The sequence below is a fragment of the Clostridium nigeriense genome (assembly GCF_900086595.1).
Classification (GTDB): Bacteria; Bacillota; Clostridia; order Clostridiales; family Clostridiaceae; genus Clostridium; species Clostridium nigeriense.
This window is the reverse complement of the sequence record NZ_LT575472.1, coordinates 2,185,188-2,201,923: the sequence shown is the minus strand read 5'-3', so window position 1 is coordinate 2,201,923 and position 16,736 is coordinate 2,185,188. Positions and strand designations below refer to the sequence as shown.

The following is a 16,736-nucleotide window of genomic DNA, read 5'->3' as shown; positions in this document are numbered from 1 at the left end:
ATTTTATTTAATAAATTATTGTAAAAAGTATAAAAAATGGTATAAAATATTAGAGAGATATGATTTATATAAGGAGGGTACATATTTTATGTTAAGTGAAAAGTTATCTAAAGCATTAAATGATCAAGTTAATTTTGAATTCTATTCTTCATACACTTATCTTGCTATGGCCGGATATTGTGAATCTATCGATTTAAGTGGATTTGCTAATTTCTTTAGAGTTCAAGCAAAGGAAGAATTAGATCATGCTATGAAGATATATGATTATGTATATCAAAAAAATGGATCAGTTATATTAGAGAAAATAGAGAAACCTAAAGCAGATTACGATGGAATAATTGATGTTTTTGAAAAGGGTTATGAACATGAACAATTAGTTACTAAAAAAATATATGAATTAACTGATATTGCTTATGAAGAAAGAGAACATTCAACTATTAGTTTATTACAATGGTTTATAGATGAACAAGTTGAAGAAGAAAATAGCTTTAATTCATTAGTAAAGAGAGTAAGAAGAATTGAAGATAATCCAGCAGGGCTTTATTTAATGGATGATGAATTAGCTGCAAGAGTTTATACATCAGATGCAAGTAAGTAATTATATAAAAAGAAGTCAGTTATTGACTTCTTTTTATATATATTTTATTATCTAACTAATATTAAAATATATGTTAAGGAGAGTAATTAATGGATAATAACTTAATTATTATAATTGGAATTATAGTTATAATTGGATTTATATTTGCAGTAATAAAAAAAGTTGCTAAATTAGCTATTGTTATAGCTATAGTAGGAATACTTTTATCAGGAAACTTAGCTGTAGGAAAGATAATGGAAGAAAAAATTAATAATATCAACATTTCAAGATTAGATGATATAAAGAAAGAAATCCCTAGTTTCTTAAATAACTTTGTCAATATAGAAAAAGATGATAATGTAACAAGAGTAAATATAGATTTATTTCTATATGAAAAAACAATAGAAATAAAATAATTAAGAGAAATGGTGCTGTTGGTGACAGCACCAATTTTTATAAAATAAAATCTTTTGAAGTTATTACTTTTATATTTAGTTAATAATTTTATAAATTCATCTAAAATAATTGTTATAATTGAGACTAGGTTTTTATTAGATGAAATAAGTAGAATAGAAAAGGAGAACAAATCATTCATCTTAGTATAAAAAATATATAGTGAAATTGGTATTATTTTCAGGGAAAGAGGGGGAATATTAATATGGAAAGAAAGATGAACTATTTAAATGATAGTCTCGAAAAGTTAACTTTAGAAGAAAATTTAAAACAAAAAGATAAAAGTACTTATTTTAAAAAAGGATTTAGGGATGGTATTCCTATTGCGCTTGGATATATTGCTGTATCCTTTACTTTTGGTATTGCAGCTAAAAACTCAGGACTTACTGTTTTCCAATCAGTTTTAATGTCTATCACTAATCTTACATCAGCAGGGCAATTTGCAGGGGTTGGACTTATTGCTGTATCTTCCAGCTATATAGAAATGGCTATTACTCAACTTGTTATTAATTTAAGATATTGTCTTATGTCATGTTCTTTATCTCAAAAGTTAGATAAGAATACTTCATTAATACATAGGTTTCTAATTGCGACAGGTATAACAGATGAAATATTTGCAGTTTCAATTTGTATAGAAGGAAAATTAAATCCATTTTACAATTATGGAGTTTTTAGTGCTGCTATACCAGGGTGGGCCATAGGAACATTATTAGGTGGGTTATCGGGAAGTATTTTTCCGCCTAGAATTCTAAGTGCATTAAGTGTAGCTTTATATGGGATGTTTATTGCAATAATAATTCCACCGGCAAAAAAAGATAAAATAATATTAGCAGTAGTAATTATTTCTATGGCCCTTAGCTTTTTATTTACAAAGCTTCCAATACTAAATGAAATATCATCAGGTTTTAGAATTATTATATTAACTACTGTTATTGCAGGGGGAGCAGCTATATTATTCCCGTTAAAGGAGGATATTAATGAATCATGATATTTACATATATATTTTAGTTATGGCACTTGTAACTTATTTAATTAGATTACTTCCTATAACTTTAATACAAAAAGAAATTAAAAATAAAACAATACGGTCTTTTTTATATTATGTACCATTTGTAACTTTAGCAGTCATGACTTTTCCGGAAATTTTTAATTCAACTGATAGTGTATTGTCAGGAATTGGAGGATTAATAGTAGCAATAGTTGTGGCTTATAGGGGAAAAAGCTTAGTTAGAGTTTCATTATCATCTTGTATTTCTATTTTTATAATAGAACTTTTTATATAGATATGTTATTTACATATATTTTAAATTATTGTGAATTAAAAGGATGTCTACTGGACATCCTTTATACTATATTAATTTATATATCATAAAAAATACAATAAAATTTATATTCAAATTTCTTGACTTAAAGTTAACTTTAAGTGCTACTATAGATTTGTATAGAATTATAATTATACTTTAATTTTATACTATAGTAGAAATATTAGTAATCTGTAGTTTAATATGAACTAATTAATAAAGGGTGATAAAAATGAAGAAAATAAAATTTATGGTCATTACAACTATTACAATTATTATAGGAGCAATATTGGTTATATACATGAATAAACCTAAACCAATACCTAAGAACACAACAGTAATATCGACTTCAAATTCAGATCTTTCTTTTGCTGTATTAGGAGATATTCATGAAAATATTGATCATTTTCAAGAGGCAATTAATGATTTATTTACAATAAACTCAGGTATGGATGCTTTAGTGCTAAATGGTGACGTTGTAGATCAAGGTTTAGATGAACAATATGAATCGGTAGAAGAGACTTTACATACAAATATGGATTTATTGCCGAAAACAATAATTAAAAATATTGGTAACCATGAATTTTTTAATTATGATATTGAAGTTAATACACAAGAACAAGTTAAAGAGTTTATAAATAAATATATTAAGTTTTCTGGAGAGGAAAGGGTTTATCATGATATATGGATAAAAGATTATCATTTTATATCTTTAGGGTCTGAAGATGGTAATTCTGAAACCTTAAACTCAATAACTGCATTCATTTCTGATGAGCAACTAGAGTGGTTTAAGGAAAAGTTAGCTGAAAATTATCAAAAAGGAAGGCCTATATTTGTATTTTTACATCAGCCTTTAGACTATGGAAATAGTTCTTGGATTGGTGTTGAACAAAGTGAAGAAATAAAAATAATATTATCACAATATCCAGAAGTAGTAATGTTTGCATCTCATACTCATAGGAATTTAACTGAAGATAGTGTATTATTAAATAACACTTTTACAATAGTAAATACAGGGGCAGTTCATTATACAATTATACCTGATTCTAATGCAAAAGGTGGGTATATTAGAGAGTCCAATTATATAAAAGGAGTTTATATAGAAGTAAATGATAGTAATGTTACTATTAAAGGAAGAGATTTTAAAGAAAAGCAATGGATATTTACTAAAGAAATCATTAATAGTAACAGATAAATAGCTTAAGGAGCTATTGCATTAGCGAATAAAACTTCGTTAGCAATAGCTCCTTAATTATTTAGTGATTTTATATTTAGAAATATGTTGTATTTTATCGAAAAAAGTGATATATTTTATAAAAATACTTTTAATTTAGTTCAGAGAAACTAAGAAGGGAGATAATATTATGTCAAAAAAATCTGAAAATGAAATTCTAATGGTTGATGTCACAGAAAAAGTTCCTATGAAGAGGGCAATTCCATTAAGTATCCAACATTTATTTGCAATGTTCGGATCATCTGTTTTAGTTCCAATTTTATTTAATATTGATCCAACAACGGTATTATTTTTCAATGGAATAGGTACACTGCTTTATGCGTTTATAACAAAGAAAAGAATACCAGCGTACTTAGGATCTAGTTTTGCTTTTCTAGCGCCAACATTCCTATTATTTAGTGAAGGTTATAGTTTCCAAACTGTACAAAGTGGATTTGTAATTTCTGGACTAGTCTTTTCAATTGTTGCAATTATAGTAGGTTATACTGGGACAGGCTGGATTAACAAATTATTTCCACCAGCAGCAATGGGAGCAATAGTTACTATAATAGGATTAGAACTTGCGACTACAGCAGCTGACATGGCAGGTTTTCCAGTTGGGGGTTCGAATTCACCAGAGCTTAATACAACTTGGGTAATAGTTTCTATGGTTACGCTTTTAACAGTAATATTAAGTAGCGTATTATTAAGAGGATTCTTAAAAGTAATTCCAATATTAATAGGTGTTGTTGTTGGTTACATAACAGCTTGTTTTATGGGGCTTGTAGATTTCAACTCTATAGCTAATGCAGGATTCTTTACAGTACCTAAAATAAAATTAGCTCATTTTGATATGACAGCTATATTAACTATACTTCCTGCTACTTTCGTAGTGATAGCAGAACATATAGGACACTTAAAGGTTACTAGTAGTATAGTAGGTAAAGATTTAGCAAAGGATCCAGGACTTCATAGATCACTTTTAGGTGATGGATTATCAACTATGATTTCAGGTATGTTTGGTTCAGTACCAACTACTACGTATGGTGAAAACATAGGGGTTATGGCACTAACAAAGGTATATAGTGTATATGTAATATGTGGTGCAGGAATATTTTCAATAATATTAGGATTTTCAGGTAAGCTTTCAGCCATAATAAGTACAATTCCTACTCCTGTAATAGGTGGAGTTAGTATATTATTATTTGGTACAATTGCTACATCAGGTCTTAGAACTTTTATAGAGGAAAAAGTAGATTTCTCAAAATCAAGAAATCTAATACTTACATCAGTTATCTTTATGATAGGCTTAAGTGGAATTAAATTAAGTATAGGTGTAGTAGAATTAAAAGGTATGGGACTTGCAACTGTAGTTGGAATAGCTTTAAACTTAGCTTTTATAATATTTGATAAGCTTGGAATCATGAACGAAGAAGCTGAAAATTAATATTATAAAATGAATAGAACCTAAAGAATAGATTATGTTAAAAATCTATTCTTTAGGTTTTTTTGCATTTATACAATACTTTTTTATATTTATACAAAGATTATTTAAATTCAATTAAAATATATAATTAATTTTATCTTTATAGTATAATCAGTGGGTAATAATAGATTTAAAGTAATAAAATGTATTTCCTTGGATCTATATTAAGAAAATTAAAGAGGAGAACAAGGATGATAAAAGTAGAGAATTTATGTAAAAGCTTTAAAACTAAGAAAAAATATCCTGGATTTAAAGGGGCTATAAAATCATTTTTTTCTAAGGAATATATTATAAAAAAAGCAGTTGACGATATTAGCTTTAATATTAAGGATGGAGAAATTGTTGGATATATTGGTGCAAATGGAGCAGGAAAATCAACAACCATAAAAATGATGACTGGTATTATGACTCCAAGTAGTGGAAGTGTTATTGTTGATGGAATCATTCCTTATGAAAATAGAGAAAAGAATGCTAAAGATATTGGTGTAGTATTTGGTCAAAGAACTCAACTATGGTGGGACTTGCCTTTGTCTGAAACATTTTCTTTGCTAAAGGATATTTATGAGGTTTCTGATAAAGATTATGAAGAAAGAATGAGTTTTTTTTATGAAACTTTAGAATTAAAGGATTTTTTATTAAGTCCCGTGCGAACCTTATCATTAGGGCAAAGAATGAGAGCTGATTTAGCAGCTGCATTGATTCATAATCCTAAAATTATTTATCTAGATGAACCAACTATAGGACTTGATGTAGTTGTAAAAGAAAATGTAAGAAAGGCTATTAAAAGGATTAATGAAATTTATGGCACTACAATAATATTAACGACCCATGATTTAAATGATATTGAAGAATTGTGCAAAAGAATAATAATTATTGATAACGGCAAAAAGCTATATGATGGTAGCTTGGAAGATATTAAAAACAAATATGGATATATGACTACACTAGAAATTCAAATAAAAAAACAATTTGATTTATCTAAAATTAACTTAAATAAAATTTTAAAGTTAAATACTGAAGATTTAAACTTTATAAAGGAAGATATGAAACTTGTTGTTAATTTCAATAAAAATAAGGTCTCTTCTTCAGACATTATGTTTCATATAATGAAAGAACATAGGGTGATAGATTTTTTAGTAAAAGAGACAAGTGTAGAAGACATAATAAAAAGAATTTATAGAAATGAGGTGTAGCAAATGAATTTTATAAGAGAGCTTAAACTTTATAAACCATTTGCTATAAATGTATTTCAAAAAAATTTATCATATAAAGCTAATGTTGTTGTATTCGTTATTGGCGATTCAATTATGCTTGTAGTAACATATTTTCTTTGGAATGCAATATTTAAAAGCTCTTCAAATAGTGTATTAAATGGGTTTTCATTTAATGAAATGGTAGTATATGTTTTAATATCCTTTTTAACCGATTCATTAATTAGGACAGATACTAGTTATGGAGTAGCATCAGAAGTAAAGGATGGATCTATAGCTATAAATCTTATAAGACCAATAAATTATCAAAAAAGAATGTTATTTCAAGCTTTGGGTGATGTACTTTTTAATTTTGTTCTTATATTTATTATTGGGTTTATGGGAGTCAGCGTTTATTGTTATTTAAATGAAATATCATTATCTATATTTAGTTTAATTGGATACTTTGTAAGTATTATAATGGGGATATTATTAAATTTCTATTATAGCTATTCTTTTGGCTTATTGTCTTTTAAGCTTACAAATATGTGGGGACTTACTCAGATAATGGGGGCCATAATGCAATTATTATCTGGAATGTTAATACCAATTATATTTTTTCCAATATGGGCGCAAGGAATATTTAAATTTTTACCTTTTAGTTCAATGATATATACTCCTACAATGATATACCTTGGAAAAATAACAGGTAAGGAATTATTTAATGCTTTAATGCTTCAATTTATATGGATAGTTATTTTAGCTTTTATTTCTAAAGTGATTTGGAAGAAATTAATTAAGCATTTAGTCATTTTAGGAGGATAGAATTATGAAAAGATATATAAAGTTATATATAAAGTTTATGAAACAATATATTAAATCCTTAATTGAATATAAAGGTGATTGTATCCTTGGAATTATTGGCTTTTTATTAGTTCAAATAACAGGGGTAGTGTTCATTAAATTGATATTTAATAATATACCTAACTTAGAAGGATGGAGCTTTTATGAAATATTATTTATTTATGGGTATGCTCAGATACCTAGGGGAATAGATCATGTTTTTACAGATTATTTATGGATTTTTAGTTGGAAAACTATAGTTAGAGGAGAATTTGATAGATATTTATTAAGGCCTCTAAATCCATTATTTCAAGTAATAGCAGAAAGATTTCAACCCGATGGTATAGGCGAAATTATAGTAGGCATTATTCTAGTTACTTTATCTATTTCTAAGCTTAACTTAAGTTTCAACTTTTTTAATATAGTAATTTTTATATTTATTATTTTGTGTTCTACCTTAATTTATACAGCCATAAAGCTTGCAGTAACATCTATTGCATTTTGGGTAAAATTTGCACAAAGTTATTTATTTATGGTTTATCAACTAAGTAGTTTTGCAAAGTATCCTATAAGTATATATCCTAATGCAATTAAGGGTTTATTAACATTTATTATCCCATTTGCATTTACAGGTTTTTATCCAGGTGCTTATTTTTTAGGGAAGGGAAGCTTTAGTACTGGAATATTACTAACCTTCATAATATCTATACTATCAATAATTATTGCATATATGATATGGTTAAGAGGGATAAGTGCTTATGAAAGTTCAGGCAATTGATTATACTATTATTAATAAGCTTATGTAGCAAAAAGAAGGTGATAAAATGAAGAAATGCATGTATTGTAAAAAAGGGCTAAATGAAAAATACTTTGAAAATAAAATAGGATTATTTTGTAGTGAAGAGCACTATATAAAGTATTTAGATAGCTTAAGTAATGAAGAATATGTAGAACTTCAAAATAAGTTTTGTGTTTGTAGTGATGAATAGTTAATGAAAAAATAAGGATTATAAAATATTATAGTCCTTATTTTTATATAAAATAATAAATTATATCCATAAAGGATGAAATTTATATAATAATATAGTAAAATATACAAGGAATTAGTAGAAAATTTAATAATAGAAGGCGATGAAATGAAAATTAAAGGTATTTTATTTACAATTCTATCTGCAGTAATATTTGGATTTACACCTGCTTTAGCTAGTATAACCTATGGATTGGGGAATAACTCACTATCCATGACTTTTTATAGGAATTTATTTGCTATTCCTTTTCTATTTTTAATATTAAAGTATAAGAAAATCCCCTTAAAAGCAAATAAGAAAGAGTTAAAGGATATTTTTGTTTTAAGTTTAATAGGAGTTGCAATTACTACTGCTTTGCTTTATAGTTCTTATTCATATATTGGAATAGGAGCTGCAACAACGCTACATTTTTTATATCCAATGTTTGTTGCTTTAGCTTGCAAGTTTATTTTTAATGAAAAATTAGGTAAAGGAAAAGTGATTTCTTTAATATTAGCTTTTATTGGAGTAGCACTTTTTATGGATACAAAAAGTAGTGGTAATATAGTAGGAGCTTTAATGGCTTTAATATCTGGAGTAACCTATGCTTTTTACATATTATGGCTTGATAAAAAAGGGTTAGTAAAAATGAATCCTTATAAATTATCTTTTTACATAGTTACCTTTGCTTCTTTAGAAATGCTAGTAGGTAATATTTTAGGAGGTTATATTGAAGTCAATCTTCCATTAAAAGCTTATATTTTAATGATACTTTGTTCGGTATTAGCCTCTATAGTTGGAATAGTTTCATTCCAAATAGGAGTATCTATTATTGGCTCCACATCAGCAGCTATATTTTCTTTATTTGAGCCAATTACTAGTGTAATTAGTGGAATAATAATTTTTAATGAAGCTCTTAATTTACCGAAACTTTTAGGATGTTTAATTATTTTTATAGCTATTACATATTTAGCAGTAGAATCAGGTGCAAAGGAAAAACATATTACTCAATAAATAATAAAGTGCGATAAATTGCGCACTTTTTATTTTTAAACTTATTATATTGAAAATTATCCTCAATAACATTAAAATTATATTAAAAGTAATTTAATAGAAAAGGAGACTTCTTTGGATAGAAAACTAATTGAAAAAATAATAGGTAAAAAGAACTACGTTGATTTAAATGATGAAATATATATTTTAAGAGATACAACATCAAAAATGAGAGAAAATATATTATTTAAAGTTGAGTTTACTGAAGATTTGCTTAGGTATATAAATGATAAAACAATTAAATCAAGATCTATAATAGATAATATAATTGAAGGTCTTGAAAATGATAAGTTTATATTAGGATATACTAATAGCAAAATTTATCTACTAAAATATTTAAAGGATATTAAGAGTAATTTAGATGGGATTTTAATTTCATTAAATCCGCTAAAGTATGAAAATTTAATTATATATACTAATAGATTAATAGACCTTATATTATTATTTTAAAGAAGTAACCACCATAGAAGGTGAATTTATCACCTTTAATGGTGGTTAGTTATGTATTTTAAATTATTATCCTTTAGGTTTAAAAATCATAGCAGTAAGAAATCCAAAAACTATGGCAGAAGATACACCAGCGCTTACTGTTTTTAAAAGTCCATTAAATAATCCTATAAATCCTGTTTGTTCAGCCTCAGTAATTGCTGCTGTTACAAGGGTATTTCCAAAACTACTGATAGGAACAAAGGCTCCTGCACCTGCAAATTTAACTAAAGGATCATATAAACCAAATCCTCCTAAAATTGCGCCAATTACCACTAATGTACATGTCGTATGCGCTGGGGTTATTTTTAATGTATCCATTATAAGTTGACCAATTACACATATTATACCGCCTACTATAAAGGCAAAAATAAACTTTTCCATAATATATCACACCTTTTTACATTTCTATAGAAACAGCATGAGCAACACAAGGAATACTTTCTTTTTGCTGAAAAGATATAGGCGAAAATAATGCTCCAGTTGCAACTACTAATATCTTTTTTAATTCTCCCTTGCGCATACGATTAAGTAAATGCCCATAAGTCACAGTGGCAGAACAAGCACATCCACTTCCACCAGCAAAGCTAGGTTGTTCTTTTTTATATATTAATAAACCGCAATCTGTAAAAATATCTATAGGCATACTTATATTATGCTTTTTAAATAAAGCATTTGCCATTTCATGACCAATTTTCCCTAAATCTCCTGTTGCAATAAGATCATAGTTTGTAGCATTGATATTTAAATCTCTAAAATGTGCTTCAATAGTATCCACAGCTGCAGGAGCCATTGCTGCACCTACGTTATAAGGATCTGATATACCCATATCTATAACCTTGCCAATTGTAGCAGAAGTTACTTTAGGGCCATTACCATTTTGTGTAAGTACTGCTGACCCAGCACCTGTTACTGTCCATTGAGCAGTTGGAGGTCTTTGAACTCCGTAATCTGTTGGATATCTAAATTGCTTTTCGGCTGCAGCATTATGACTACTAGCAGATGTAAGAACATATTTTGCAGCATTACTATCTATTAATTGTGCTGCCAAGGCTAGCCCTTCCATGGAACTAGAACAAGCCCCAAATACACCTAAATAGGGGATTCCTAAAGTTCTTGCAGCAAAACTACTTGAAATTATTTGATTCATTAAATCTCCACTAAATAAAAAGTTAATATCTTCTTTCTTTAAATTTGCTTTTTGAATTGCTCTTTGACAAGCATGTTCTAAAAATGCTTTTTCTGCTTTTTCATAACTATCTTGGCCAAGCCATAAGTCTTCCGTAATAATATCGAAGTCATTAGCTAAAGCTCCATTTCCCTCAAAAGGTCCTACAACAGCAGCTGATGATATTATTGTAGGTTTAGACTCAAAAATCCAAGACTGATGTCCTTTAAGCATTTACATTACCCCCAACCATGTTATAATCATTTTTATTAAAGCTACTATGAAAGCAGAAACAACACCATATACAACAATTGCTCCAGCAAGTCTAAACATATTCCCAGCAACTCCAAGAACAAGTCCTTCACTTTTATGTTCCATTGAAGCAGAGGCTATAGAGTTTGCAAAACCTGTAATTGGAACTGCAGTTCCACATCCTGCCCATTGGCTTAGGTGATCAAAGACACCAAAGCCAGTAAATAGCGCTGCTAGAAATATTAATAAAACCAAAGTAGGAGATACTGAAGTCTTTTCATCAAAATTAAAAAAGTTAATAAATATCCATTGGAAGCCTTGCCCTATTGTACAAATCCCGCCACCAACTAAAAATGCTCTAATACAATTTTTAAAAATAGGCCTTTTAGGTTCTATGCTTTTTACTAATGAATCATATTGTTGTTGTATAGGAGTCATCTTTTTCTTCTTCATATTTGACATATTTTCACCTTCTAACGTAATAAGTATGGTTCTAATTTCTTTAGTATTTCATCTAATTTTTTTGAATTTTTATAGTACATATCTTTAGCTTCTAAATTATCAGTATCTAATGAATATGACATAAGATCTGATTGACATTTTTCAATACTTGCATATAACATTTCTTTAACCTCAGCTTTAGGAACTTGTATCATATCATCATAAAGATCTAAATATAAATCTCCAGAAGAGTCTACTTGAGCAAGAAAAACATTTTCAAGAGTAACTCCTTGAACTTCTAATTGGGTTGTAAGCCATCCTTGGCTCAATCCAGCATTTGTAAGGCCTTCATTTAGAATATTTCCATCTAAGATAACTGTTTGTGGTTCAGTTTTAGGAGCTACTTTTTTTCCTAAATCATAAGAAGTAACAGGCTTTTTATCAGCCTTTAGGCTTATATTTATATCACCATTTGATTCCATTAGGGCAAATTCAACATCAGCTAAATTAAATGCACTTTTAGAACGCATTTGCTGTAAGAATTCTTGTCCTGTTATTCTTTCTTTAGATAAGTTATCTTCCATAATTTTACCGTTTTTTATTAGAACACGTTCTTTTCCGTGTAAGATATTATATATAGTTTTACTTTTCATTTCTGCATAATCTAAAATTAGAGGCATAAATGTCCAAATAGCTAATGATATTAATCCAAAATAAAAGTTATTTATTAAATTTAAAGACATTAAAGAAATTATTATTGCAATTATTGTGTATGAAATAAAATCAAAGGGCGTAAATCTAGAGATTGTCTTCCTTTTCATATATTTTGTAATAACTAATGCTATAAAAAATAAAACTATTGATTTAAAGAATATAATTAACCAAGTATTCATAGTTCACCTCACTTAGTTACCTTTGTATTGTGGTTCTTCAAATTCCATAAAGCTAATTCTTTTTTCTAAATCTTTTTTAATTTTATTAATTTCTTTTGATGTTTCAGCATAGATATTTTTTGCTTCTTCATTTCTCTCTTGAATAGAGTATATTTCCAAAGTAGATTCAGCTCCTTTAAGAATAGCTAAGGTTTGTTTTACTTTTGCAATAGTAGTCATATATAAATCTCCTTTATATTAATAAAATTCCTTACTAGCTTACTTTAACCTTTATGAGTAATTTTAATTCATTACTTACTAGAAATAATTATTAATGTTTTAAAAGGAAGATATTTCATAGTAGTAATATAGAATATTTAAAAATTTAATGAAGAAAAATATATAAGTAAATAAATTTATAGGGAGTGAATATAATGCCAACAGGAACTAAACTTGAAACAGCTTTAGCAAGTGCAAAAGGATTAGCAGCTGATATGAAGACTTTTTCTTTAGATACAGATAATGAAGAGGCAAAGCAAATGTTTAATCAACTGGCTAGTACAATGGATGGAGTTGAAAAATCCCTTCAAGCAAGACTTGATTTTGTAAAGCAACAAGAACCCCAATATAATAAATAAAATAAAGACATCATGTAGTTTTAAACTATATGATGTCTTTATTTATATATAAAACTATATAAATAATTTTCATATAAATATAAAATATGGTATATTTATAATAAATTAAAGTTATATAGGAGGAATAATATGGAGTTAAAGTATAAAATAGATGAGTTAAAATCTTATTTAGGCCAACACGAAAAACTAGTACAAGCTATAGGATTAATTTATTGGGATATGAGAACTAATATTCCTAGTAAAGCTGGTGAATCAAGAGCTAAGGTACTTGAGTATTTATCAGGTGAAAGCTTTAAAATGATTACTAGTCCTAAAATAGAAGAATTTATTAAGGATTTAACACCTTATAAGAATGAAATGAGTTTAATTGAAAAGAGAATGCTTGAAGAGTTAGAAAGAAACTATAATGAAACTAAAAAGATACCAGAAGATAAATACGTTGCTTATGTTGGACTTTGCAGTAATTCAGAATTAGCTTGGGAAAAAGCAAAAGATGCCAATGATTTTGAAATATTTAAGCCTTATTTAGAAAAGGTAGTTGAATTCCAAAAGGAGTTTATAGAATACTGGGGATATAAAGATGATAAATATGATACTTTATTAGATAAATATGAATTAGGACTTACTACTGAAAAATTAGATAAAATATTCTCTGAGTTAAGAGATGGAATACTAGAAGTATTAAATAAGATTAAGGAAAGTAAAAAGAAATTAAATCGTGATTTCTTATATGGACATTTTGATGCTAATAAGCAAAAAGATTTATCACTATATATATTAGAGAAAATAGGCTTTGATATGGAAGCTGGTAGATTAGATGTTAGTGTTCACCCATTTACAACTAACTTTGGTAATAAGGATGTTAGATTAACTACTAACTACCATGAAGATGAATTTACATCAGCTTTATTTAGCACAATTCATGAAGGTGGGCATGGTATTTATGAACAAAATATTAGTGATGATCTAGAGTGTACAGGCTTGCAAACTGGAGCTTCAATGGCTATCCATGAATCTCAATCTAGATTTTATGAAAATATATTAGGAAGAAGTAAAGGATTTTGTTCATATCTTTTACCTGTAGCTAAAAAATATTTTGAAGATTTTAAAGATGTTACTTTAGATGAATTCTATGAAGCTATGAACTATGTTGAAACATCTTTAATAAGAACAGAAGCAGATGAATTAACCTATGGTCTTCATATTATTATTAGATATGAAATTGAAAAAGAGTTGATAAACGGAAGAATTTCAGTAAGTGAGCTTAAAGACTTATGGAATAAGAAGTATAAGGAATATTTAGGAGTAGAACCTAAAAATGATGCTGAAGGTATTCTTCAGGATATGCATTGGTCAGATGGTTCCTTTGGATATTTTCCAAGTTATGCTTTAGGTAATTTATATGGGGCGCAAATGTTTAATACATTACTAAAGGAAAATCCAAATATAATGGAAGAAGTTAAAAATGGTAATCTTACTGAGATAACTAAATGGTTAAATGAAAAGGTGCATTTTCACGGTGCAATTTATACTCCAGAAGAACTAATAAAAAGAGTTACTGGAGAAGAACTTAATCCTAAGTATTTCATAGATTATTTAAAGAATAAGTATTATAAAATTTATGATGTAGAATAAATTTCAGATACTGCAATCAAAATCTTTTGTATTGCAGTATCTTTTTTATACTTGATAAAGAAATAATAATAAAATAGTGGTATAATAACTATAAGCAATATATTTATGGAGTATTTAAATGGGAAAGTTTAAGGATATATATATTAATTATTCAAACTTAGATAATTATTTAAGAGATATAATTAAGGGTTATTCCAAGGAGTTTATTTATGATAAAAATAATAGACGCTTACTAATATCTCAATATATATTAATGTCTAATAATTATATATATGAAATAAAAGCAATAGAGGGAACAGTTCACCTTTGGACTTGGAGTGATTTTAAATATGAGTCAAATGGTAAGATACTAAGTTATAAAACAGAAGGAAATATAATTTTAAGTCAGCTAATGGAGTTTAAAAAGGAGTTAGATTTAGAGTTATTAAATAAATATGGATTAGAAGTAGTCTATAGACTAAAATAAATATTGGGGGGAACTTATATGAATGAAACAATAAGTACAATATTAAAAAGGGGTTCATTAAGAAAGTATGCTGAAAAAGATATTTCAAAAGAAGATCTAGAGGTTATTTTAAGATCTTCTATGAGGGCGCCTACAGCAGGAAATATGATGTCTTATTCTATAATAGTTATAAGGAAGAAAGAAACTAAGGAAAAATTATCAATTAGTTGTGATAATCAACCATTTATTAAAAATGCACCTGTTTTGCTTATTTTTTTAGCTGATTTTAGTAAATGGTATAAATACTACCAGTATAATGATACTAAAGAATTTATGGCTGAAAAGGGTGAATATTTTGAAGGCCCAAGTGAGGGGAATTTTATACTAGCAACTCAAGATGCATTAATAGCAGCGGAAAATGCAGTTATAGCAGCAGAAAGTCTAGGGGTAGGATCTTGTTATATTGGTGATATTATGGAAAACTATGAATATCATAAAAAATTATTGAATTTACCTAAATATGTTTATCCAGTGACTATGTTAACTTTAGGGTATTATCCTGAAGGATATCATATTCCATTAAAAGATAGGTTTAAAAAGAATTATGTTATATTTGATGAAGAATATAAAGAATTGAGTAAAGATGATATTAAAGATATGTTTAAGGAAAGAGATAAGTTATTTGTAAATGCAAATAAATATAATGCTAAAAACTATGCTCAGTACCATTATAATATGAAAGTAAAATCAGAATTCTCTAAGGAAATGACAAGATCAGTTAAATTAGCCTTAGATGAATGGTGTGGAAATAAAATTTAAAAAGTTATATAGACTTAAAGATTAGATTATAATTTTTAAGTTTATATTATTTTCTGGGAAATAATGTAAATTTGATAAGTGTTTAAGTTCTAATTTAAGTGTCAATACTCTTAATAAATAAGGGGGTGCTTAAATGAAAAAAAGTAAAATAATATTATTTATTATATTAGGTATTTTTATATTCCTTATTTGTGATAAGATACGTATTTCATATAATTTTGCTATATCATCAAAAATAGAAAACATAAACACTAATATAGATATTAAAAATTTAATTGATTATATTAATAATTTAGATTTGACAGAGGAAGACATAGAAGAAATTTCTGAGAAGAGCAAAAGTATTTCTGAAGATATAAAGGGAAAGACATCCTTTAAAGAGTATAAATTAAAGGAAATATTAAAGATATATAAAAATTTTAGTGTAATTGCAAATAGCTTAAATTTAAAAATAGACTTTAGTATTAAAAATGGAGATTTTACTCTTAAAGAAAAGGCTAATGGAACTAATATATTCAGCGGTAATGTAAGTGATATAAAAAAGTATTTTCAAGCTATTAAAGATAATACTAATATTTCAACTTTGGAAGTTTTGGCTAGTATAGATAGTGAGGAAATATTAGATAATATAGATAGTAATATTAATAATACTGACAAAGAAAAGTTAAACAATGAAGATTTAAATAACAATAAAAATGATATAGTTGAAAATGAAACAAATAGTGAAAATATAAATAAAGATTTATTAAGTAGTAAAAACAGTATAAATATGGTTATACCAATAAGTATTTTAGTTATTGCATTTTGTGTAATAGTAATCTCTTATATAAAATTTAAATAATGTAAGTAGATTTTTA

General features: G+C 27.0%; 22 protein-coding genes. 17 read left to right on the top strand and 5 right to left on the bottom strand.

Annotated elements, in window-relative coordinates; genetic code table 11:
- The first annotated feature begins 88 nt into the window (after nucleotides 1-88).
- The 12 genes from BN6774_RS10560 (at nucleotide 89) to BN6774_RS10510 (ending at nucleotide 9,573) form a co-directional block, all read left to right on the top strand.
- Nucleotides 89-598, top strand: a complete 510-nt coding sequence (locus tag BN6774_RS10560) for a ferritin (protein WP_066893383.1) — start codon at nucleotides 89-91, stop codon at nucleotides 596-598.
- Between the two features lie 89 nt (nucleotides 599-687).
- The gene (locus tag BN6774_RS10555; protein WP_066893382.1) at nucleotides 688-993 is read left to right on the top strand and encodes a hypothetical protein; all 306 of its coding nucleotides are present in this window, start codon (nucleotides 688-690) and stop codon (nucleotides 991-993) included.
- 242 nt (nucleotides 994-1,235) lie between these two features.
- The gene (locus BN6774_RS10550; protein ID WP_235829602.1) at nucleotides 1,236-2,018 is read left to right on the top strand and encodes an AzlC family ABC transporter permease; all 783 of its coding nucleotides are present in this window, start codon (nucleotides 1,236-1,238) and stop codon (nucleotides 2,016-2,018) included.
- Entirely contained in the window at nucleotides 2,008-2,313 is a 306-nt protein-coding gene (locus BN6774_RS10545; RefSeq protein WP_066893381.1) for an AzlD domain-containing protein, read from the top strand. Before BN6774_RS10550 ends, BN6774_RS10545 begins: the two co-directional genes overlap by 11 nt.
- A 250-nt stretch (nucleotides 2,314-2,563) precedes the next feature.
- Nucleotides 2,564-3,526, top strand: coding sequence for a metallophosphoesterase family protein (locus BN6774_RS10540; protein ID WP_066893380.1), 963 nt, complete (start codon nucleotides 2,564-2,566; stop codon nucleotides 3,524-3,526).
- A gap of 169 nt (nucleotides 3,527-3,695) precedes the next feature.
- Nucleotides 3,696-4,991: a uracil permease gene (gene uraA / locus BN6774_RS10535; protein ID WP_066893379.1), complete on the top strand. Its 1,296-nt coding sequence runs from the start codon at nucleotides 3,696-3,698 to the stop codon at nucleotides 4,989-4,991.
- Nucleotides 4,992-5,221: 230 nt separating this feature from the next.
- Nucleotides 5,222-6,223 (top strand): ABC transporter ATP-binding protein, encoded by a 1,002-nt coding sequence (locus BN6774_RS10530; protein WP_066893378.1) that lies wholly within the window; start codon nucleotides 5,222-5,224, stop codon nucleotides 6,221-6,223.
- A 3-nt stretch (nucleotides 6,224-6,226) separates the two neighbouring features.
- Nucleotides 6,227-7,045 (top strand): ABC transporter permease, encoded by an 819-nt coding sequence (locus tag BN6774_RS10525; protein WP_066893377.1) that lies wholly within the window; start codon nucleotides 6,227-6,229, stop codon nucleotides 7,043-7,045.
- Between the two features lie 4 nt (nucleotides 7,046-7,049).
- A complete protein-coding gene (locus tag BN6774_RS10520) occupies nucleotides 7,050-7,841 on the top strand; it encodes an ABC transporter permease (RefSeq protein WP_066893375.1) in 792 nt (263 codons plus the stop codon).
- A gap of 46 nt (nucleotides 7,842-7,887) precedes the next feature.
- Nucleotides 7,888-8,052 carry a hypothetical protein gene (locus tag BN6774_RS18635; RefSeq protein ID WP_167349599.1) on the top strand — a complete coding sequence of 55 codons (165 nt, stop codon included), beginning with the start codon at nucleotides 7,888-7,890 and terminating at the stop codon, nucleotides 8,050-8,052.
- A gap of 147 nt (nucleotides 8,053-8,199) precedes the next feature.
- Nucleotides 8,200-9,084: a DMT family transporter gene (locus BN6774_RS10515; RefSeq protein ID WP_066893373.1), complete on the top strand. Its 885-nt coding sequence runs from the start codon at nucleotides 8,200-8,202 to the stop codon at nucleotides 9,082-9,084.
- 114 nt (nucleotides 9,085-9,198) lie between these two features.
- A complete protein-coding gene (locus BN6774_RS10510) occupies nucleotides 9,199-9,573 on the top strand; it encodes a hypothetical protein (protein WP_066893371.1) in 375 nt (124 codons plus the stop codon).
- Between the two features lie 66 nt (nucleotides 9,574-9,639).
- Here BN6774_RS10510 and spoVAE read toward each other — a convergent pair whose 3' ends face one another.
- From spoVAE to BN6774_RS10485, 5 genes are read right to left on the bottom strand one after another with little or no spacing between them, the layout of a single operon-like run.
- The gene (spoVAE, locus tag BN6774_RS10505) at nucleotides 9,640-9,993 is read right to left on the bottom strand and encodes a stage V sporulation protein AE (protein ID WP_066893369.1); all 354 of its coding nucleotides are present in this window, start codon (nucleotides 9,991-9,993) and stop codon (nucleotides 9,640-9,642) included.
- A gap of 16 nt (nucleotides 9,994-10,009) precedes the next feature.
- The gene (gene spoVAD / locus BN6774_RS10500; RefSeq protein ID WP_066893367.1) at nucleotides 10,010-11,011 is read right to left on the bottom strand and encodes a stage V sporulation protein AD; all 1,002 of its coding nucleotides are present in this window, start codon (nucleotides 11,009-11,011) and stop codon (nucleotides 10,010-10,012) included.
- A complete protein-coding gene (gene spoVAC / locus BN6774_RS10495; protein ID WP_066893365.1) occupies nucleotides 11,012-11,491 on the bottom strand; it encodes a stage V sporulation protein AC in 480 nt (159 codons plus the stop codon).
- A gap of 11 nt (nucleotides 11,492-11,502) precedes the next feature.
- The gene (locus tag BN6774_RS10490; RefSeq protein ID WP_066893363.1) at nucleotides 11,503-12,363 is read right to left on the bottom strand and encodes a DUF421 domain-containing protein; all 861 of its coding nucleotides are present in this window, start codon (nucleotides 12,361-12,363) and stop codon (nucleotides 11,503-11,505) included.
- Between the two features lie 12 nt (nucleotides 12,364-12,375).
- A complete protein-coding gene (locus BN6774_RS10485; RefSeq protein WP_066893361.1) occupies nucleotides 12,376-12,582 on the bottom strand; it encodes a DUF1657 domain-containing protein in 207 nt (68 codons plus the stop codon).
- Nucleotides 12,583-12,776: 194 nt separating this feature from the next.
- Here BN6774_RS10485 and BN6774_RS10480 point away from each other — a divergent pair, with 194 nt between their 5' ends.
- The 5 genes from BN6774_RS10480 (at nucleotide 12,777) to BN6774_RS10460 (ending at nucleotide 16,720) form a co-directional block, all read left to right on the top strand.
- Nucleotides 12,777-12,980 (top strand): DUF1657 domain-containing protein, encoded by a 204-nt coding sequence (locus tag BN6774_RS10480; protein ID WP_066893359.1) that lies wholly within the window; start codon nucleotides 12,777-12,779, stop codon nucleotides 12,978-12,980.
- 129 nt (nucleotides 12,981-13,109) lie between these two features.
- Complete coding sequence (locus tag BN6774_RS10475; RefSeq protein WP_066893357.1) at nucleotides 13,110-14,615, top strand: carboxypeptidase M32; 1,506 nt, start codon at nucleotides 13,110-13,112, stop codon at nucleotides 14,613-14,615.
- Nucleotides 14,616-14,733: 118 nt separating this feature from the next.
- Nucleotides 14,734-15,081, top strand: a complete 348-nt coding sequence (locus BN6774_RS10470; RefSeq protein WP_066893355.1) for a hypothetical protein — start codon at nucleotides 14,734-14,736, stop codon at nucleotides 15,079-15,081.
- Between the two features lie 18 nt (nucleotides 15,082-15,099).
- Complete coding sequence (locus BN6774_RS10465; protein ID WP_066893353.1) at nucleotides 15,100-15,879, top strand: nitroreductase family protein; 780 nt, start codon at nucleotides 15,100-15,102, stop codon at nucleotides 15,877-15,879.
- Between the two features lie 133 nt (nucleotides 15,880-16,012).
- Entirely contained in the window at nucleotides 16,013-16,720 is a 708-nt protein-coding gene (locus BN6774_RS10460) for a hypothetical protein (RefSeq protein WP_066893351.1), read from the top strand.
- Nucleotides 16,721-16,736: the final 16 nt, after the last annotated feature.